Origin of the sequence: Streptomyces sp. NPDC051243 (genome assembly GCF_044455405.1) — a bacterium.
In the GTDB taxonomy this organism is placed as follows: Bacteria; Actinomycetota; Actinomycetes; order Streptomycetales; family Streptomycetaceae; genus Streptomyces.
Map to the genome: position 1 here is coordinate 525,776 of NZ_JBITES010000002.1, position 18,176 is coordinate 543,951.

The 18,176-nt window shown below is 70.6% G+C and carries 23 protein-coding genes; 9 read left to right on the forward strand and 14 right to left on the reverse strand.

The window, feature by feature from the left end; genetic code table 11:
* The first annotated feature begins 13 nt into the window (after positions 1-13).
* A complete protein-coding gene (locus ACIBAG_RS06285) occupies positions 14-655 on the forward strand; it encodes a hypothetical protein (protein ID WP_399101541.1) in 642 nt (213 codons plus the stop codon).
* On the opposite strand, the gene ACIBAG_RS06290 is transcribed toward ACIBAG_RS06285, so the two are convergent.
* The gene (locus ACIBAG_RS06290) at positions 537-1,073 is read right to left on the reverse strand and encodes an ATP-binding protein (protein WP_399101543.1); all 537 of its coding nucleotides are present in this window, start codon (positions 1,071-1,073) and stop codon (positions 537-539) included. The two genes, ACIBAG_RS06285 and ACIBAG_RS06290, sit on opposite strands and share 119 nt — an antisense overlap.
* Positions 1,074-1,213: 140 nt before the next feature.
* Between ACIBAG_RS06290 and ACIBAG_RS06295 the strand changes: the two genes are divergently transcribed.
* Positions 1,214-2,059, forward strand: a complete 846-nt coding sequence (locus tag ACIBAG_RS06295) for a helix-turn-helix transcriptional regulator (protein ID WP_399101545.1) — start codon at positions 1,214-1,216, stop codon at positions 2,057-2,059.
* On the forward strand, positions 2,056-2,307 hold the full coding sequence (locus ACIBAG_RS06300) for a DUF397 domain-containing protein (RefSeq protein WP_399101547.1): 252 nt from the start codon (positions 2,056-2,058) through the stop codon (positions 2,305-2,307). The genes ACIBAG_RS06295 and ACIBAG_RS06300 overlap by 4 nt, the downstream gene beginning before the upstream one ends.
* Here ACIBAG_RS06300 and ACIBAG_RS06305 read toward each other — a convergent pair.
* Positions 2,276-3,070 carry a methyltransferase gene (locus tag ACIBAG_RS06305; RefSeq protein WP_399101549.1) on the reverse strand — a complete coding sequence of 265 codons (795 nt, stop codon included), beginning with the start codon at positions 3,068-3,070 and terminating at the stop codon, positions 2,276-2,278. The genes ACIBAG_RS06300 and ACIBAG_RS06305 overlap by 32 nt on opposite strands.
* A gap of 153 nt (positions 3,071-3,223) precedes the next feature.
* Here ACIBAG_RS06305 and ACIBAG_RS06310 point away from each other — a divergent pair, with 153 nt between their 5' ends.
* The 3 genes from ACIBAG_RS06310 to ACIBAG_RS06320 all read left to right on the forward strand — a co-directional run bounded on the left by ACIBAG_RS06310 (position 3,224) and on the right by ACIBAG_RS06320 (position 4,870).
* The gene (locus ACIBAG_RS06310) at positions 3,224-3,397 is read left to right on the forward strand and encodes a hypothetical protein (RefSeq protein WP_399101551.1); all 174 of its coding nucleotides are present in this window, start codon (positions 3,224-3,226) and stop codon (positions 3,395-3,397) included.
* A gap of 109 nt (positions 3,398-3,506) precedes the next feature.
* Complete coding sequence (locus ACIBAG_RS06315) at positions 3,507-4,028, forward strand: YbaK/EbsC family protein (RefSeq protein ID WP_399101552.1); 522 nt, start codon at positions 3,507-3,509, stop codon at positions 4,026-4,028.
* The gene (locus ACIBAG_RS06320) at positions 4,025-4,870 is read left to right on the forward strand and encodes an EamA family transporter (protein WP_399101554.1); all 846 of its coding nucleotides are present in this window, start codon (positions 4,025-4,027) and stop codon (positions 4,868-4,870) included. Before ACIBAG_RS06315 ends, ACIBAG_RS06320 begins: the two co-directional genes overlap by 4 nt.
* A gap of 61 nt (positions 4,871-4,931) precedes the next feature.
* Here the strand turns inward: ACIBAG_RS06320 and ACIBAG_RS06325 are convergent, their stop codons facing one another.
* The 3 genes from ACIBAG_RS06325 to ACIBAG_RS06335 all read right to left on the reverse strand — a co-directional run bounded on the left by ACIBAG_RS06325 (position 4,932) and on the right by ACIBAG_RS06335 (position 7,639).
* Positions 4,932-5,237, reverse strand: coding sequence for a hypothetical protein (locus ACIBAG_RS06325; RefSeq protein ID WP_399101556.1), 306 nt, complete (start codon positions 5,235-5,237; stop codon positions 4,932-4,934).
* A 165-nt stretch (positions 5,238-5,402) separates the two neighbouring features.
* Entirely contained in the window at positions 5,403-6,119 is a 717-nt protein-coding gene (locus tag ACIBAG_RS06330; protein WP_399101558.1) for a class I SAM-dependent methyltransferase, read from the reverse strand.
* A 32-nt stretch (positions 6,120-6,151) separates the two neighbouring features.
* Positions 6,152-7,639 (reverse strand): metallophosphoesterase, encoded by a 1,488-nt coding sequence (locus tag ACIBAG_RS06335; protein ID WP_399101560.1) that lies wholly within the window; start codon positions 7,637-7,639, stop codon positions 6,152-6,154.
* 223 nt (positions 7,640-7,862) lie between these two features.
* Here ACIBAG_RS06335 and ACIBAG_RS06340 point away from each other — a divergent pair, with 223 nt between their 5' ends.
* Positions 7,863-8,324, forward strand: coding sequence for a hypothetical protein (locus ACIBAG_RS06340; RefSeq protein ID WP_399101562.1), 462 nt, complete (start codon positions 7,863-7,865; stop codon positions 8,322-8,324).
* On the opposite strand, the gene ACIBAG_RS06345 is transcribed toward ACIBAG_RS06340, so the two are convergent.
* Complete coding sequence (locus tag ACIBAG_RS06345) at positions 8,273-8,761, reverse strand: HIT family protein (RefSeq protein ID WP_399101564.1); 489 nt, start codon at positions 8,759-8,761, stop codon at positions 8,273-8,275. The two genes, ACIBAG_RS06340 and ACIBAG_RS06345, sit on opposite strands and share 52 nt — an antisense overlap.
* An 82-nt stretch (positions 8,762-8,843) precedes the next feature.
* On the opposite strand from ACIBAG_RS06345, the gene ACIBAG_RS06350 reads away from it, so the two are divergent.
* Positions 8,844-9,119, forward strand: coding sequence for a DUF1876 domain-containing protein (locus ACIBAG_RS06350; protein WP_031487574.1), 276 nt, complete (start codon positions 8,844-8,846; stop codon positions 9,117-9,119).
* A gap of 121 nt (positions 9,120-9,240) precedes the next feature.
* On the opposite strand, the gene ACIBAG_RS06355 is transcribed toward ACIBAG_RS06350, so the two are convergent.
* From ACIBAG_RS06355 to ACIBAG_RS06380, 6 genes are all read right to left on the reverse strand, one after another.
* A complete protein-coding gene (locus ACIBAG_RS06355) occupies positions 9,241-10,185 on the reverse strand; it encodes a serine hydrolase domain-containing protein (protein ID WP_399101567.1) in 945 nt (314 codons plus the stop codon).
* 92 nt (positions 10,186-10,277) lie between these two features.
* Positions 10,278-10,727, reverse strand: a complete 450-nt coding sequence (locus ACIBAG_RS06360) for an organic hydroperoxide resistance protein (protein WP_399101569.1) — start codon at positions 10,725-10,727, stop codon at positions 10,278-10,280.
* A gap of 107 nt (positions 10,728-10,834) precedes the next feature.
* Positions 10,835-11,305, reverse strand: a complete 471-nt coding sequence (locus tag ACIBAG_RS06365; RefSeq protein ID WP_399101571.1) for a MarR family winged helix-turn-helix transcriptional regulator — start codon at positions 11,303-11,305, stop codon at positions 10,835-10,837.
* Positions 11,302-12,135 (reverse strand): energy-coupling factor ABC transporter ATP-binding protein, encoded by an 834-nt coding sequence (locus tag ACIBAG_RS06370; RefSeq protein WP_399101573.1) that lies wholly within the window; start codon positions 12,133-12,135, stop codon positions 11,302-11,304. The genes ACIBAG_RS06365 and ACIBAG_RS06370 overlap by 4 nt, the downstream gene beginning before the upstream one ends.
* Complete coding sequence (gene cbiQ, locus ACIBAG_RS06375) at positions 12,132-12,893, reverse strand: cobalt ECF transporter T component CbiQ (protein ID WP_399101574.1); 762 nt, start codon at positions 12,891-12,893, stop codon at positions 12,132-12,134. Before cbiQ ends, ACIBAG_RS06370 begins: the two co-directional genes overlap by 4 nt.
* 1 nt (position 12,894) lies before the next feature.
* The gene (locus tag ACIBAG_RS06380) at positions 12,895-13,950 is read right to left on the reverse strand and encodes an energy-coupling factor ABC transporter permease (protein WP_399101576.1); all 1,056 of its coding nucleotides are present in this window, start codon (positions 13,948-13,950) and stop codon (positions 12,895-12,897) included.
* Positions 13,951-14,119: 169 nt separating this feature from the next.
* Here ACIBAG_RS06380 and ACIBAG_RS06385 point away from each other — a divergent pair, with 169 nt between their 5' ends.
* Positions 14,120-14,509, forward strand: a complete 390-nt coding sequence (locus tag ACIBAG_RS06385; protein WP_399101578.1) for an SsgA family sporulation/cell division regulator — start codon at positions 14,120-14,122, stop codon at positions 14,507-14,509.
* An 89-nt stretch (positions 14,510-14,598) separates the two neighbouring features.
* On the opposite strand, the gene ACIBAG_RS06390 is transcribed toward ACIBAG_RS06385, so the two are convergent.
* Together ACIBAG_RS06390 and ACIBAG_RS06395 are read right to left on the reverse strand one after the other, a co-directional pair.
* The gene (locus ACIBAG_RS06390) at positions 14,599-16,281 is read right to left on the reverse strand and encodes a penicillin-binding transpeptidase domain-containing protein (RefSeq protein WP_399101580.1); all 1,683 of its coding nucleotides are present in this window, start codon (positions 16,279-16,281) and stop codon (positions 14,599-14,601) included.
* Between the two features lie 105 nt (positions 16,282-16,386).
* Positions 16,387-18,030: a penicillin-binding transpeptidase domain-containing protein gene (locus ACIBAG_RS06395; protein ID WP_399101582.1), complete on the reverse strand. Its 1,644-nt coding sequence runs from the start codon at positions 18,028-18,030 to the stop codon at positions 16,387-16,389.
* Positions 18,031-18,176: the final 146 nt, after the last annotated feature.

Genomic DNA, 18,176 nt, shown 5'->3' on the forward strand with positions numbered 1-18,176 from the left:
GCGATGATGAGCCATGGCCAAAGCACGTGTCACCGTCTGTGTGCCACCCTGCGACCCGGAGGCCCCCGAGTCGCTGCGCCGGGCGATCGGGCGGGCCATGGCGCCGTACGACTACAACCGTGAGGACATCCCTCACCCGGACTGGGTGGGGGAGTGGGACTACTGGTTCATCTCCGGCGGCAGGTGGACGTTCGCCGTCCTGCCGGGGCACGAGGACGACCCCCGTCTCGTCCGGCACGACGAGTGGACGGAGCCGCCCGAGGAACTGCCCCGATCGCGGTGCCACGGGGGGCCGCGCGGACTGCTCGACCTCGACATCGACCGGGCGGAGGCGGCCCGTGAGGCCGCAGACCGGTGGGACGACTGGCGGCGGTTCGCCGACCGCCACAGCGGTCGGGAGTCGGTGCTGCGGGCCCTCGCCGAAGACCCGGAGCTGAGGGACCGGTTCCCCCACGACCCGTACGCCTCGTTCGGCACGGACCTGGAGGCGTACATCGCGGAACACGTCGCCGAGGCGCTCCCCACCCCGGCCACGCTCACCCTGGACGGCCGCTGGGTCGAGTACGGCGGCCCCGGCTACCGGCAGTGGTCCAACGCCTACCTGCAGGACCTGCCGGCGGACACGATGGTCGTGCGAGTGCTGTACCACTCCTGACGCACACCTCGGCCCACACCGTCTTGCGCGGATACGGCCCCGGCGCCGCACCCCACCGGTCGGCCAACGCCTCCACCAGGAGCAGGCCCCGACCGGACTCGGCGTCCGGGGCCGTCGGCGTGCGCCGGGGCAGGAGGTCGGCGCGGGTGTCCGTGACCTCGATGCGGAGGGTGTCGGCGACGACGTAGAGGGTCAGGCGGAAGTCGCGGCCGGGGACGCGGCCGTGGGTCGACGCGTTGTCGGCCAGCTCGGCGACGATCTGCTCCGCCGGGTCCAGCGGGAGTCCCCAGCTGCGGAGCTGTTCCCTGGCGAGGAGGCGGGCGAGGCGGGCGCCGCGGGGAGTTGGGGACAGGAGAACGCTGAAGTTGCGGATGGTGTGGGTGAGTTCGTTTTCAGGGGCAGTCATCTCGCGGTTCATGTCACTCAGAGTGGCGTGATCGGTTTCCCTGGGTGAGTGATCGCGGCTGTGCGTAGCGGGACTGTCCCCAGTTTGTCTCGTGCTGTCTCGGCTGTCTCACGGGTTGTACGGGTACGTGTGCGCGTCGGAGGTGGGTGACTGTGAACGACCAGGTGGATGAGGCCGGTTGGGATGTCGAGCCGGGGGACGAGATCGAGCCCGTGGTCCAGGCGGTGGGGCGGCTGCTCAAGGTGTGCCGGGAAGCGGCAGGGCTGCGGGTCGCCGAATTCGGGGAGATCATGGGCTACGGCGAGGACATGATCCGCAAGATGGAGCGGGGGCAGCGGATTCCCCGGCCGGAGTTCCTGGACAAGGCGGACGGCGTCCTGAAGGCGCAGGGCCATCTCAAGGCGTTCAAGTGGGACATGGAGCAGGCTCGGTATCCGAAGAAGGTGCGGCGGCTGAAGGAGATGGAGGACCGGGCGGTCGAGGTGCTGCTCTATAGCAACCACAACATCCATGGCCTGTTGCAGACGCCGGAGTATGCGCGGGCGCTGTTCGAGACGCGGCAGCCCGCGTACTCGCCGGACGTGGTGGAGCGTGAAACCGCCGCACGCATGGGCCGAAAGTCGGTCTTCGAGCGGGACCCCGCTCCGACGCTCGGATTCGTCCAGGAACAGGTGACGCTGGAGCGCCCCATCGGAGGCAAGATGGTGCTGCGCCGACAACTCGAACACCTGCTGGAGGTAGCGCAGTTGCGGACCGTCACGCTTCAGATCATGCCGACCGACCGCGAGGACCACGCCGGGATGACGGGCCTGATCGAGATGCTGAAATTCGCCGACGGCACGGCGATCGGACGTTCCGACGGGGCGTTCAACGGCCGCCCGGTCTCAAACCCCAGGGATCTTCGTATCCTTGAATTGCGCTATGGCATGATCCGGGCGCAGGCTCTCACGCCGAGGGAGTCGCAGGCCTTCATCGAGCAAGCGCTGGGGAGACTATGAGCACCTCGCAACTCCACTGGTTCAAGAGCAGCTACAGCAGCAGCAGCGAGGCCGGCGACTGCGTCGAGGTCGCTCTGGGCTGGTTCAAGAGCAGCTACAGCAGCGGACCGGAACCCGGCGACTGCGTCGAGGTCGCCACCACCCCCGCCACCATCCACATCCGCGACTCCAAGACCCCGGAGGCCCCCCACCTCACGGTCGCCCCGTCCACCTGGACTACCTTCCTCGGCGCCTTCCCCGCGCGCTGATCAAGGGCGGCGAGTTGACCACGAACGCCGGGTCTCGCAGCAGCGCGTAGAACCGCTGCAGCTCGGCCTCCGTCACGCCGTCCGCCAGTAGCCCCGCCTCCGTCTGCTGGGCGTTCACCCGGTGCAGGTCGATGCCCGGACTGCCGCCCTGCCAGGACTCGGCGTAGGTCGTCGCCGTGACGTCCTCCAGGCCCGCCCGCCGCATGGCGCCCAGTACGCGCCGGCCCCAGAGGGTGTCCGCGCCCGCCTTCTCCAGTTGGGCGAGCAGGGCCGCCTGGACGTGGTCGAAGAGGGCCGTGGACGCCTCGTCCGGAGACGCGAGCACCGGCGACCAGTGGCAGTCGAACTCCTCCAGGACCAAGGTGCCCCCTGGGCGCAGTGCTGTGACCAGCCGGTCGAGGACCTGGTGCCGTTCCGGCAGGTGGATGAGGACCAGTCGGGCGTGGATGAGGTCGTAGCCGTCGCCGGGCAGCGGGTCGTTGACGATGTCGTGGTGGAGCAGGCGGACCTGGGGCGGGTGCCGGCGGGACTCGGCCCAGCGGGGGTCGATGTCGGTGATGACGACCTCGCCGTCGGGGCCGACTCTCTCGGCCAGCCAGTCGCCCAACGAGCCGCCACCACCGCCGACTTCCAGACACCGCCATCCGGGCGCCAGGCCGGTCAGTTCGAGTTGGCGGCGGGAGGCCTGGTCGTAGCAGGACTCCAGGACGGCGAAGCGGTCCGGGGTGCGGGCGTCCGTGTTGTCGAACAGGTATCGGGACATATGGCCATCATCAGGGCAGTGTTTGGGGGTGCGCGAGCAGAGGGCGCCGGGGCGTACTGGACGAGAATCATTTGAACGTGTTCAAATTGCGGTGCGCGGAGGACCGCGCAGAGGGTGCCGCCTTGTCGCGGCGGGTACCGCGGGGAGGAAGCCTTGGGGTCGGGTGCGGGTGTCTTCGTCTTGGCGGTGTTCTTCTTCTATGTGCTCCTCATGGGGCCGTTCTGCGTCCTCATCGGATCGCGAACGTCTTCGGGGATGGGCTGGCTGATGTCGGTTCCCTTGGTCTTCCTGCCCCTCGCCTGGTTGGTCGCCCTGGCGATTCCGTGAGCGGGGCCGCGCCGTTCCGCTTCGAACGGTTGGGGCACTGAACTCGTCCGACCGGCCGGGCGCTGAACTCGGTCGCGTGTCCCGTACACGCACCGCTAGCGTGCCCTGCATGACGACGACAGCCGCCACTGACGCCGAAGAGTCCGGAGCCCACCCCCGGTTCGCCGAGGCCCTGCGAGAGCTGGGCCTGGAGGAACTGCACGCCCGTGTCCGCCGGTTCCCGGACGCGACCCGTACGGCAGTCGAGGCCGCCGCCGCGATCGGGTGCGGGCTCAGCCAGATCTGCAAGTCGCTGATCTTCTCGGTGGACGGGGAGCCGGTGCTGGTGCTCATGGACGGGGCCTCGCGGGTCGACGTCGAGCTCGTGCGGAAGGAGCTCGGCGCCGACAAGGTCACGCGGGCCAAGGCCGACGTCGTACGGGAGACCACCGGGTACGCCATCGGCGGCGTACCGCCCTTCGGGCACCGGACGAGGACGCGCGTGCTCGCCGATCGGGCGCTGCTGGAGCACGAGGTCGTATGGGCCGCCGCCGGCAATCCGCACGCCGTCTTTCCCATGGCGCCCAAGGAGCTTGTCGCTCACGCCGGTGCCGCACTCGTGGACGTGCGCGAGCAGACACCGACTTCGTGACCCCGCTCGTCACCGCCGCCGTCCTGCTGGCGGCCGTCACCCACGCCAGTTGGAACGCCATCGCGCACAAAATCACCGACAAGCTGGTGGGGTTCACGCTCATCGCCGGCGGCGGGGTGCTGATCGGGCTGGCTCTGATGCCCTTCGGGGTGTTCCCGGCGACGCGGGCGTGGCCGTATCTGATCGCCTCCGCGATTGTTCATATCGTCTACTTCGCGCTGCTCATGAAGTCTTTCCGGCTTGGTGACTTCGGGCAGGCCTACCCCATCGCGCGTGGAACGGCACCGCTCGTGGTCGCCCTGCTCGCCGCCGTCGTCGCGCACGAGGTGCCGGACGGCTGGGCGGCGGCCGGGATCGCCGTGTCCTGTGCGGGGCTCACGGGGGTGGCGCTCTGGGGGCTGCGCGGGCACCGGCCCAACTGGGCGGCGATCGGGGCGGCGTTGGCGACCGGGCTGAGCATCGCGGCGTACACCGTGCTGGACGGGCTGGGCGTACGCGCCTCCGGATCGTCGCTCGGCTACATCGCCTGGCTGATGGTGGTCGAGGGGCTCGCGATTCCCGCGTACGCGCTCTGGCGCTGGCGGTCTCGAACCGTCTCCGTGCTACGGCCGTTCGCCGCGCTGGGGCTGCTGGGCGCCGCGCTGTCCGTCGCCGCGTACGCGCTGGTCCTGTGGGCGCAGACCAAGGCGGAGCTGGCGCCGATCGCGGCGCTGCGGGAGTCCTCGATCATCGTGGGGGCCGCCATCGGGGCCGTCTTCTTCAAGGAGCGGTTCGGCAGGGCCCGGATCGCGGCGGCGGCGCTGCTGGTGGTGGGCATCGGGATGATGCTGCACGCCAGTTAGGAAGCCCCGGCCGTTCGGGCCGGGGCTTCCCCGCCGATCAGGCGGTCGGACGGTCAGGCTGTCAGCCGCTGAAGGCGCTGTTGTTGCAGCCCATCGTCGAGCCGAGGTGGTTGCTCTGGCTGCCCGAGAGGCCCTCGCCGTTGACCCCGTTGCCCAGCAGGCCGTTGAGCACGCCGACGATGCCGAGGATGTCGATGTTCAGGTCGTGGGACTTGCAGCTGGTGCTCTGCTGGACCTTGACCTTGTTGCCGCCGCCCCGGTGTCCGTCGCCCCAGCCGCGGCCGTCGGCGTGGGCGGTGCCGGCGCCCACGAGCCCGATGGTGCTGAGGGCGGCGACCAGAACGGCAGCCTTGCGAAGCTTGTGCATGTCATCTCCGGTGGAGTGAGGTGGATGCGATGCGGGCAAGGTCGACCCCTTACGCCTGCCGACCCCTTGCGCGTAAGGGAGATTAAGTAGGAAATGCCCCAAATCATCCTGCGGCGCGCCGAGTTTCGCGATCTTGCACCGGGATGACGCCGTTCGAGGAGCGGCTCAGGAGAGCGCCGGCTTGGCCACGCGGAACGCGAACTGGCCGCAGTACGTGAGCTTGCGCAGGTTCACCAGGGCCGCCCTGCGGCGGCCGTTCTCTGTCGCCCACTGGTCGATCTCGGTGTTCAGCGGGGACTGCTCGTCCCAGTACCGGCTGTACTCGGGCGGCCGGCCGAGGTAGCTGCGCATGATCAGCGCGACCCCGTCGAGCGAGGGCCGGATCTCCTGCAGTGCCAGGCCCGCCTCCTCGACCAGGACCCGGAAGCCGTACGGCGTGTAGTTCCACAGGCTGAAGGAGTGGTACGGCTCGAATTGGGACGTCGATCCGATGAACCGGCCGCCCGGCTCCAGCACTCGGGCGATCTCGGCCAGCAGTTCGCGCGGGCGGGCGACGTGTTCGAAGACCTGGTGGGAGTAGATCAGGGGAAGGGAGTCGGAGCCCAGGGGAAGGTGGACGCCGTCGTAGTGGACGACGGGGTCGCCGCCCGGCGTGCGCTGTCCGGCCTCCGGTGAATCCCGGATGTCGACGCCGACCCACCGCACCCCCGGGACGTGCCTGCGGAACAGCCTGGCGGACGTGCCCCGGCCGCACCCCAGGTCGACGACCAGCCCGGGTGCGCCGGGGGCGCTCATCACCTCGTCGACGTAGTAGCGCGAGGTGACCTGACGGGCGTGGTCGTCGGGGATGCAGTCCCGCATGAGCTCCCAGAGGGTCGCCATGCTTTGATCCTACGAACACATGGTGTTACGCGCTATTTACGCTGTGCTGTCAGTGCTGCTGGGGTGATGCCTGACATGTCGTGCGCCGTCACGCTGTTGCGGTCCGCGACCGAGCGGCCCAGGGCGTGGTGCGGCCACAGCCCTGCGGCGACGCGGCGGCTGCGCTCGTTCCACTGGCGGGCCGCCGGGGCGTCGGCCTTGTAGTGGTTGAGGGCGTAACCGCCGGAGTGGATACGCAGAAGCGTGAAGCCGCCCGGGTACTCCTTGGCGGCGGCGACCTCCTGCTGCGTGACGTGCGGGGCCCGCACCAGCGGGGTGCGCTTGTTGCGGTGGGTGTGGCCCGCGTGATGGAGGAAGACGCCGGGCGCGGCCGCGTAGGCGTCGACGATCGTGCGGGCCTGGCGGCGCTCAAGGCAATGGCCGCGGGTCACCGGGAACACGGAGTCCCGCACGGTCAGCGGATGGTGGCCGAACACCAGCGTCGGCTGGTCCGGCTGCTCCCTCAACCGGGCCCGGAACCACGCCAGTTGATCGGGGCCGAGCCCGCCCGCGTCGGCGCCGTTGCCCGACTTGGCGTAGGTGTCGAGGCCGATGACGCGCAGCCCGCCGAGGTCGTGGGCGAAGAACCCGGTGCCGTCTTCGCCGCCCGGGAACGTGGCGTGGAAGGCGTCGTCCGGGGAGCGGTCGTGGTTGCCGCGTACGACGAAGTAGTCCCGCCCGTGCGTGCCGAAGCCGTCCAGGATGCGGCGGGCCTCGCGCAGGTCGACGGCCGCGCCGCCCGCCGAGATGTCGCCGCCGGCCAGCAGCACGTCGGCCCCGCGTCGCCGGGCCTCCTCGACCAGGGCCCGGCTCATCAGCTCCGGATAGGGCGCGCGCCCCGGCTGCTGGACCACCCCGCGCGGCAGCGGCAGACCACCGATCAGGCCGGCGGTGGTCTCGCCGAGGTGCAGGTCGTTGCAGAGCGCGATCGACAGCAGAAGGCGGCCGGGCGGGGGCTGCGGGGTGGTGAAGGAGTACGGGCCGCCGCTGGAGCCCAGCCCGAACGTCGACGTGCCCACCGCGTTGCCGCGCACCAGGTGCAGCGGGGTGGGCGTGGCGGCCACGCCGCGTGAACGGGCCTGGTAGTAGTACGTCTGCCCGGGCTCCAGGTCGGTGAGTTCGACCTGGTGGTGGGCGGTCGGCCGGCCCTCGGAGGCGGTGCGGTCGAGCCGCGACGGGTGGGTGCCGTAGACGACCTCGCCCTCGGTGATCGCGGGCAGGGGGTGGCCCAGGCCGTCGTTGGTGCCGGGGATGCCGGTGTACCAGGTGATGACGGCACGGTCCTCGGTGAGGGTGACCAGTTCCAGGTTGACGGCGGTCAGGTCGTCGGGGTGATGGGAGCGCGCCCGCTGCATGGCGGCGGACGCCGACCGCAGCAGGGCGGGGGCGAGGCGCGCGCCGGAGCGCAGCACCTCGCAGGGGCCGGGGAGGGCCGACAGGGCCGCGAGGGCGGGGAGGTGAGCGGAGAAACAGCAGCGCATGTCCTCGATGTGGCCCAGAGCGGTGAACGGGGGAGGTGGCGGTGGCGGCGGGGCCAGGTCCGGCGCGCGACATCTCCGTGGAACGCGACATCTCCATGGAAGCAGGACGAAGGCGGTCACCGAAGGGACTGTGCCGAGTCTCACTGATCCCGAGTTGTGGTCTTTGCTCCGGGACTACGATCGGCCCAGCGATCCGGCGAGGTTCACCGAGGGGGCGGGGCGGATGACTGCGCTGAGCGAGGGGGCGGAAGGCGCGGAGGGGGCGGTCGTCGGCGACCGCGCGCCCTTGGGCGCGGACCGGATCAAGCACCTGGAGTTCATCCAGGCGACGATCACCCGGCTCGGCACCAACTCCTTCCTGGTGAAGGGCTGGGTGCTGACCCTGGCCGCGGGCCTGTTCGCGCTCTCCGCGACCCGGCTGAGCTGGCAGATCGCCGGTGTCGGCATCGTGCCGCTGCTCTGCTTCTGGTACCTGGACTGCTTCTTCCTGCGTCAGGAGCGGGCCTTTCGCCGGCTCTACGACGACGCCCGCAGCCCCGACAGCACGGTCGAGATGCTCTCCATGAACGTGGCGCCGTACCTGACCCGGATGCCCTGGCCGGAGGTGTGGCTGACGCCGACGCTGCTGTTGTTCTACGCGCCGTTGCTGCTGGCCGACGTAGCGCTGCTCGTGTTCGCGCTGTGAGCCAGGGCGGCCGAGAGGCGGGCGGCGAGCGCGTCCGTCGCGGTGTCGTCCGCGTAGCGGAAGCCGGATCCCTTCGGCGGCCAGATGGGACCCATGGTGTCGCCGGGGGTGCGTGGCACGAGGTGCACATGGGTGTGGAAGACACTCTGAGTGGCCACCGCGCCCGCGGAGTTGACCACGTTCATGCCGTCCGGTTCGAGGACCTCACGGAGCGCCCTGCCCACCAGCATCACGGTGTGGAACAGGTGCTCAGCCGCGATGTCGTCCATCGCCCACAGGTCCTCGGCGTGCGCCTTCGGTACGACCAGGGTGTGCCCTCGCGTCGCGGGTGTCAGCGGGAAGAAGGCGAGGGTGTGCTCGTCCTCGTGCACGACGCGCGCCTCGGCGGTGCCGGTGACGATCTCGCAGAAGACGCACACCTGTTCACGGTCAGCCATGCGTAAAAGTGTGCCCGGCCCGACTGGTCCTCGGTGCCCTCTCGGGCGCACCCTGGAAGCAGGTCTTCCGGAGGTGATCGTCATGATGCACACCGCAGTGGGATGGCATGTCGAGCTGGAGTTCCAGGAGGACGACCAGCACACCCGGGCGGTCGCGATGGTGCGTCTGCCCGACGGCTCGGAGGTACGGGCCCACGGGAACGCCACACGGCACCACACCGACTCCAATCAGCCACGGGTGGGTGAGGAGATCGCCGGGGCGCGGGCGCTGAACGAGCTCGCCATGCAGTTGCTCACCAAGGCGCATGGGGAGATCGATCAGGCGTCTGGGCGGACCTCGCATCCGATCCACGTTTGACGCCGTCGGTTGGGCGGCCGGACTACTGGGGTGCCTCGATGGGGCGTATGGCGGGTGCGGCGCCGTCGTGGCTGGTCGCGCAGTTCCCCGCGCCCCTTTTAGGGCGTTGTCGTGCCGGCGTTCACCCCAGCGCCGTCCTCACCGCCCGCACCAACCCCTGCGCCCTCGGATCCGCCGTCACCGTCTTGCGGAAGCCGTTCGTCACATAGCCGAACGCGATGCCCGTCTCGGGGTCGGCGAAGCCGAGGGCGCCGCCGCGGCCCGGGTGGCCGAAGGAGCCGGGGCCCAGCAGCGGGGACGCGGTGCCGTGGAGCATGTAGCCGAGGCCGAAGCGGGTGTTCACGATCAGGACGCGGTCCGGGCCGGCCGACTCCTCGGAGCGAGCCAGTTCCACCGTCGCCGGGTCGAAGAGCCGTACGCCGTCGACCTCGCCGATCAGCGCCGCGTAGACACGGGCCAGACCGTCGGCCGTGGCGATGCCGTTCGTCGCGGGCAGGGCGGCGGCGCGGTAGGCGGGGTCGTTCTGGTCCGGGAAGGGGGTGATCGCGGCGAACGCGCGGCGCGTCAGGGAGTCCGGGTCGTCGTAGGCCTCGGTGACCGAGCGCTTGGGGCGGGCGCGCAGGGCGCCCGTCGGCTCCGGGCCCTCGACCCGGCCGGTACGGCCCACCCGGCCCGCCTCCGCCTCCGGCAGCCCCAGCCACAGCTCGGCGCCCAGCGGGCCGGTGACCTCCGCGGCGAGCCACTCGCCGGCCCACCGGCCGGTCACGCGCCGGACCAGTTCGTCGAGCATCCAGCCGTACGTCAGCGCGTGGTACCCGTGATCGGTGCCCGGCTCCCACGCGGGCGCCTGCGCGGCCACCGCCTCGGGACCGCGATGCGGATCCAGCGCCTCCGCCGGTGTGAGCGGGCGGTCCAGGACCGGGAGCCCGGCGCGATGGTTCAGCACCTTGCGCCCGTCCCGGTACACGGCGACGGCCGCGCCCCGCTCCCCGAGCATGGCGAAGTTCCGTGCGAACGCCTCCCTGACCGGCTCGAAGCCCTCGGCCACTGTGCCGTTCACGTCCACGCCCGTGCTCCCTCACCAACTGTCCCGTGCCTGCGACAGTCAGTCCAACATGGGTCCGCGGCCTTGGATTCCGTTGTGTGGCCGACGTCTCGCTACCCGAGCAGGATCGTGACGTCGATGTTGCCGCGGGTCGCGTTGGAGTACGGGCAGACGTCGTGCGCCGCGTCCACCAGCTTGGCGGCGATGTCCGCGTCCAGTACCGGCAGCGAGACGCTGAGGGCGACCGCGAGACCGTAGCCGCGGTGCTTGTTGGGGCCGATGCCGACCTTCGCCGCGACCGTGGATCCGGTGAGGTCGTAGCCCTCGCGGTTGCCGACCAGGATCAGGGCGTTGTGGAAGCAGGAGCTGTATCCGGCGGCGAACAGCTGCTCGGGGTTGGTGCCGTTGCCGTCGCCGCCCAGCTGCGGGGGCATCGCGACCTTGAGGTCGATCTCGCCGTCCTGGCTGGTGACATAGCCGTCCCGGCCGCCGTGTGCGGTGGCCTCGGCGACGTACATGATCTTCGTCGGACGGGTGTCGACGGCGGTGCCCTCGTCGGTCATGGTTGGCCCTCCCCCAGATGCAGTGCACACAAGTACATCGTGCACAAGATACTGGCCGGTAGGGTGCTTGGTGTTGTCAGGGGGGAGCGACCGCGGGTAACCGCAGATCAGCGGTTGCGGTCCGCCGCGGCCTGGGCTTTCGCAGCCAACTGCCACAACTCCTCGCGCAGCCGGGCGACCTCCGAATCGCCGAGCCCGGTCTCCGTGAGCAGCGCGCCCGGCACGCGAGCCGCTCGCTCCCGCAGCGCCTCACCGTGCCCCGTGCACGCGACCAGCACCGAGCGCTCGTCGCGCGCCGCGCGCTCCCGGCGTACCAGCCCTGCCGCCTCCAGCCGCTTGAGCAACGGCGACACCGTGCCGTAGTCGAGCCGCAGCGCGCCGGCCAGCTCCTTCACCGTCGTCTCACCGCGCTCCCACAGGACCAGCAGCACGAGGTACTGGGGATAGGTGAGGCCGAGTTCGTCGAGAAGCGGGCGGTACGCGGCCGTCACCGCGCGCTGGGCGGCGTACAGCGCGAAGCACAGCTGCTGGTCGAGCAGGAGTGAGGCGCCGTCGTCCGCGGGCTTCTCGGTCGTCACGCGCCCTCCCCCACGCTCGAACCGGCTTCGCTCGGCTTGCGCGGGGGCACCCCCGTCACGGAGCGCGGATCGAAGCCGAACGGCAGCTCCAGGCGGTGGGCTCGCATCAGCTCGTCGTCGGAGAGCAGCTCGCCGGTCGGACCGTCCGCGGCGATCGTGCCCTCGCTCAGGATCAGGGAGCGCGGGCACAGTTCGAGGGCGTACGGGAGGTCGTGCGTGACCATCAGGACGGTGACATCCAACGAGCGCAGGATGTCGGCCAGTTCGCGGCGGGAGGCGGGGTCGAGATTGGAGGAGGGCTCGTCGAGGACGAGGATCTCCGGTTCCATCGCGAGCACCGTCGCGACCGCGACCCGGCGCCGCTGGCCGAAGGAGAGGTGGTGCGGGGGCCGGTCCTTGAACTCCGCCATGCCGACCCGGGCGAGGGCCTGGTCGACGCGCTCCTCCAGCTCGGGTCCCTTCAGTCCGGCCGCCGCCGGTCCGAACGCCACGTCCTCGCGCACGGTCGGCATGAAGAGCTGGTCGTCCGGGTCCTGGAAGACGATGCCGACCCTGCGCCGGATCTCCGCCATGTTCTTCTTGCCCACGGGCAGCCCGGCCACCCGCACCGTGCCCACCCCGCCGCTCAGGATGCCGTTGAGGTGCAGTACGAGGGTCGTCTTGCCGGCGCCGTTCGGACCGAGCAGGGCGACCCGCTCGCCGCGCGCGACGCGGAAGTCCACGCCGAACAGGGCCTGATGCCCGTCGGGGTAGGCGAAGGCGAGGCCGGACACCTCGAGGGAAGCGGTGCTCACCGGGTCGCTCGCAAGGTCGCTGACAAGGTCGCTCATAGGGTCCATCCCACCACGCAGACGAGGAGGGCGACGAAGGGCAGCGCGAGGGCGTACGACCACTGCGCCCGGGACGCGGTCACCTCGTCGATCACCGGCATCGAACCGGCGTACCCGCGGCTGACCATGGCCAGATGCACGCGCTCGCCGCGCTCGTAGGACCGGATGAAGAGGGCCCCCGCCGTCTTCGCGAGCACGCCCCAGTGCCGCACGCCCCTCGCCTCGAAGCCGCGCGACTCGCGGGCGATGCGCATCCGCCGCATCTCGTCCGTGATGACATCGCCGTACCGGATCATGAAGGAGGCGATCTGCACGAGGAGCGGCGGGAGCCTCAACCGCTGCAGGCCCAGGAGCAGTTCGCGCAGCTCGGTCGTGGAGGCGAGCAGGACGGAGGCGGCGACCCCGAGCGTGCCCTTCGCCAGCACGTTCCAGGCCCCCCACAGCCCGCTGACGCTCAGCGACATGCCCAGCACCTCGACCCGTTCGCCCTCCGCCACGAACGGCATCAGCACCGCGAACGCGACGAACGGCACCTCGATCAGCAGCCGCTTGAGCAGGAACCCGGCGGGCACACGGGCGGCGTACGCGACGAGCGCGAGCAATACGGCGTACCCGCCGAACGCCCACATCGCCTCCCGCGGCGTGGACACGACCACGACCACGAAGGCGAAGACCGCCGCGAGCTTGGTGTGCGGCGGCAGGGCGTGCACGGGCGAGTGCCCGTGCCGGTAGAGCTTGTGCGCGTGCCCTGCGCCCATGTCAGACGCTCGTGGTCGTGCTCGCCGGAGAGACGTCGTCCGTACGGCGCCTGCGCACCGCCCAGAAGACGCCGGTGCCGGCGACCACGGTCACGCCGACGCCGATGACACCCGCGAGACCGCCGGAGAGGCGGGCGTCGGTGATGTCCTTGACGCCGTAGTCCGCGAGCGGGGAGTCGGCCGCCGCGTGCTCCTCGGCCTTCTTGTCGATGCCGTTGTCGGCGGCGACCTTCTCCAGGCCGTCGGGGCTGGCGGAGGCGTAGAAGCTGACGAACCCGGCGAGGACCAGGGAGGCGACGAGGCCGGCGGCCCACACCTTGCGGGCCGAGCGGGCGGCGACCGGGGCGGCCGCCGGGCCGCTGGCGGGGGCGTCGACCAGCTCGCCGTTGACCCGCAGTCGCAGGCGCCGGCGCAGGTCGCGGGCGCCGTGGACGAGATCGGGCCGTACGGCGACGACGGCGCCGACGGTCAGCGCGGTGATCGCGGCCTCGCCGATGCCGATCAGGAGGTGCACGCCGACCATGGCGGTGGCGACCTTGCCGATCGAGACGTCGGTGGTGCCGCCGACGGCGTACAGCGCCGTGAACGCGAGGGCCGAGGCCGGGACCGAGACGAGCGCGGCGACGAAGGAGGCGGCGGTCACCGAGCGGCGTGTGCGGGGCAGGACCTTGACCAGGCCGCGGAACAGGGCGTACGCCACGACCACCGTGACGATGCCCATGCATGTGATGTTCACGCCGAGCGCGGTCAGGCCGCCGTCCGCGAAGAGGATGCCCTGCATGAGCAGGACGACGGAGATGCACAGGACGCCGGTGCAGGGGCCGACGAGGATGGCGGCGAGGGCGCCGCCGAGCAGGTGTCCGCTGGTTCCGGCCGCCACCGGGAAGTTCAGCATCTGTACCGCGAAGATGAACGCGGCCACCAGGCCGGCCAGCGGTGCGGTCCGCTCGTCGAGCTCACGCCGGGCGCCGCGCAGGCTCACGGCGACCGCGGCGGCGGCGACCACCCCGGTCGCTACCGAGGTGGGGGCGTCTATGAATCCGTCAGGTACGTGCACCGTTCGATGATAGTGGCTTAATGCGAACTACTTGCAAGAGCGAGAGGCTTGTTTATCGCGCATGTGATATATGCCTGCTCGGCAGGGCGCATTCGGGAAGATATGCGACATTGGAGGGGGAGCGAAGGCACAGCTTTCGCACAGGTCACCCAGCGTAAGGGGCCGTCCGATGTCTGTAGTCGAGCAGTATGCGAGAGCCCATATCGTCACGGACGCGGACATCCTGGCGGAAGAGCAGGACGCGGTCCCGGTCGTTCTGAGATACGACCCCGAGGTCGATCCGCGGTCTGTGCGGGTGCGGCTGCCCGGGCGCGAGGCGCATGAGTGGACGTTCTCGCGCTCTCTGCTGGAGCAGGGGTTGCGGGCGCCGGCCGAGAGCGGCGAGATACGGGTGTGGCCGTGTGGGCGGGTGCAGGCGGTTGTGGAGTTCCACTCGGCGCATGGGGTTTCTGTGGTGCAGTTCGAGTCGAAGGCCTTGATGCGGTTTCTGCGGCGTACGTATCTGGCCGGCGCGCCGGTGGGGGCTGAGGCGGGGGTGGGGCGCGCGGCCCGGCGCTGACGGGTTGTTCGGGCGAGGGGTTGGGCGGCGCGAATGCCCGCAGCCGAGGCCGGCCGTGCCCGCAGCTACGGGCTTGCCCCGCCGGCCCTTTAGCTCCCCATCTTCAGCAGTGCCGCCACGATCGGGCCCGCCGTTTCGCCGCCGTGGCCGGCTGCCTGGACCACTCCCGCTGCCGCCAGGTCGCCCCGGTACGCGGTGAACCAGCCGTTCGGCTTCTTCTGGCCGTCCACCTCCGCCGAGCCGGTCTTCGCACCGACGTCGCCGGTGACGCCGGACATCGCCTCGGCCGCCGTGCCGTAGGCCGCCGTGTAGGCCATCAGCTCGCGCAGTTGGGAGAGCGTGGACGCCGACATGGTGCGGGAGGCGGTGGCGAGGGTGCGGTTGTCGACCGTCGGGGAGACCAGGTAGGGCTGCTTGAAGGTGCCGGTCCTGATCGTCGCCGAGACCGACGCCATGTTCAGGGGGTTCATCCGCACGCCGCCCTGGCCGATGAGCGAGGCCGCCATCTGGGCCTGGGACTGGACGGGGACGGCGCCGTCGAAGGTCGGGACGCCGACGGACCAGTTGTTGAGGGCGAGGCCGAAGACCTGCTGGGCCTGCTTGGTGAGGCTGTCGTTGTCCAGCTCGGGGGCCTGGCTGATGAAGGCCGTGTTGCAGGAGCGGGCGAAGCTCGCCTTGAAGGTGCCGTTCTTGATCTCGAACTTGTCGTCGTTCTGGAACTTCCAGTGGCCGTACGTGAAGTACTTCGGGCAGGGGTGCTGCTTGTCCGTCGACGCGAGGCCCTTCTCGATCAGCAGCGACGACGTGATGACCTTCATCGTGGAGCCCGGGGCGAGGGAGCCCTGGAAGGCCGTGTTGAAGCCGTGCGAGGAGTTGGCGACCGCGAGGATCTCGCCGGTCGACGGACGCAGGACGACGACCGAGGCCTTCGTCTTGGCGGCGACCTGCTCCTCCGCGGCGGCCTGCAGGGTCGGACTCAGCGTCGTCTTCACGGTGCCCGGCGTGCCCTTGCTCAGCTCCAGCAGGGTCTTGTCGGACAGTTCGGCCTTCTTGGACTCCTTGCCCCGGATGACCTGGAGCTCGACGCCCGCCTTGCCGCCGGCCTTCTCGCCGTACTTCTCGCGCAGTCCGTCCAGGACGGAGCCCAGCGACGGGTACTCCTTCTCCGTCAGCTCGCCGCCGTCCCGGTCGAGCGCCTTGACCGGCGGGGTGCCGGACTCGCCGGTGACGAGAGTGTCGCCGTCCTTCAGGTCCGGGTGGACGACCGCCGAGTGCCACTCGACGAGCGGCTTGCCGTCCTCGGCGCGGCGGACGACGGTCAGTGAACTGCCGTACGTCAGCGGCTTGGTGGTGCCCTTGTACGACACCGTCCCCTTCACGGTGAAGGGGACCTTGGCGCCGCTGCGGGTGCCCTCGGTGAGGGTGACGCCGGTGATGTGGGCGTCCTTGGTGTAGCCGGTCAGCAGGGACCGGGCGGCCTTGGCGTCGTCGGTGGCGGCGGCCGCCTCGGTCACCTTGCCCTGCTGCCAGGCGCTGAGGAAGGTCTTGGCCGCGGTGGTGACCTCCTCGGCCGACAGCGGGCCGGTCTTGACCTTCTTCTCCTCCTGGTCGGAGGAGGACGACGTCGACTGCGTACGGCTGTCCGCCGCCGCGCCGCCGCCGTACAGGGCGTAGACGCCGAACCCGGCGCCACCGACGACCACGGCGATCATGCCGCCGAGCACGGCGGGGTTGGTCTTCCGTCGCTCGGCGACGCGCCTTCTGTTACCCACTGCTTCCAGTTCCCTCGCGTATCCCAGGGGCCCCCGCCACCCCGCCGACCTCACGCATACCAACGACGACGACCACACTAGAGTCCCGTGCCGCGGGGGATAAGTTCAGCCGGACGCTCGTAGCACGGCTGCGACAATCGGCCCCGCCGCGTCGCCGCCGTGGCCGCCCTGCTGGGACATGGCCGCGGCCGCCACATCATCGCGGAAGCCGGTGAACCAGCTGTCGGAGGTGGCCTTTCCGTCGACCTCGGCGGAACCGGTCTTGGCGCCGATGTCGCCACTGATCCCCGACATGGCTTTCACGGCGGTGCCCTCGGCCGAGGTCGCGGTCAGCCGCATCATCTGCTTCAGCTGGGCGGCGGTGCTCGACGGCAGCCCCCTGGCGGTGGCGAACCGCCGGTCGTCGAGCTCGCGCGGGACCAGATACGGCTGCCGGAACTCGCCGGTGATCGCGGTGGCCGTCACGGAGGCCATGTTCAGCGGGTTCATCTGGACCTGGCCCTGGCCGATCGCGTTGGCCGCGCGGTCCGGGCCGGCGGAGGCGGGGACGCTGCCGTCGAAGGACGTGATGCCGGTCTTCCAGTCGCCGCGGCCGAGCCCGAACCGCTCCTCGGCCTCGGCCGTCAACGAGGCGTCGGTGAGCGGATCCTCGTCGACGAGCTTGATGAAGGCCGTGTTGCACGAGCGCATGAAGCCGGCCGCGAGCGTGGCGTTCGCGCTCTCGTCGGGCCGCAGACCGGTGAGGTTCTTGAAGGTCTGGCTCTGCCACATCGCGCTGGACGGGCAGGGAGCCGGGCCGTTCATCGTCGTCACGCCGTTGTCGATGAGCATCGCCGCGGTGATGATCTTCATGGTGGAGCCGGGCGCCACGCGTCCTTCGAAGGCCGCGTTGAAGGCGTCCTCCCGGTGGTTCGCCACGGCCAGCACCTCGCCGGTGCCCGTCTTGAGGGCCACCACCGAGGACTGGGCGTACTGCTTGACGGCCTTCTCGGCGGCCGCCTGCACGCTCGCGCTGAGCGTGGTCTCCAGCTTGCCGGGTCTGCCCTCGGCGAGGGTCAGCAGCGAGGTGTCCGGCGACTCGTCGGCGTGCCGTATCGACAGCTCGATGCCGGGTTCGCCGCCGGCCTTGTCGCCGTACTTGTCGCGCAGGGTGTCCAGGACGGGGCCGAGGGAGGGGTACTTCTCCTTCGTCAGCACGGTGCCGTTGCGGTCGACGGCCTCGATGGGCGGGGTCGCGGCCTCGCCGGTGACGAGGGTGTCGTCCCGCTCCAACTCCGGGTGGATCACGGTGGGTTGCCAGTCGACGAGGGCCTTGCCGGTGGTGCGCCCGCGGACGACGGTGAGTTCGCTCTTGTAGTCGAGCGCCTTGGACTTCCCGCCGTAGGACACCTTGGCGCTCACGCTGAAGGGCACGGTGGCGCCGCTGCCCTTCCCCGGCGTGATCCGCACGCCGGTGATGTGCGCGTCCTCGCCGTAGGAGGTCAGCACCCGCTCGGCTGCCGCGTCGTTGTTCGTGTACGCCGCCGCCTGCGCCGCCTGCCCCTTCTCCCAGGCCGCGAAGAACTTCGCCGTGGTCTCCTCGACCTCCTCCGCGCTCGGCGGCCCGGACGCGACCGGCGCCGGCCCCGCGGCTCCCGTCGCCCCGCCACCGTTCAGCGCGGACATGATGTTGTACGCGCCGTATCCGGCACCGCCCACCATCACGGCGAACACGCCGCCTATGACGGCGACTTTGACCCCCTTGGACATGGTCCCCTCCCCGTTTCGGTCTCCCGCACTGTAAGTGGCGTGAGGGAAGCCCGGGTGTGGATTTTCTCTTGTTGGCCACTTCGGCTGTCGGTGATTCAGCGGTCACGGCCCGACGCGACTGAGCGCCGCAGCCGGCCCGACCGGCC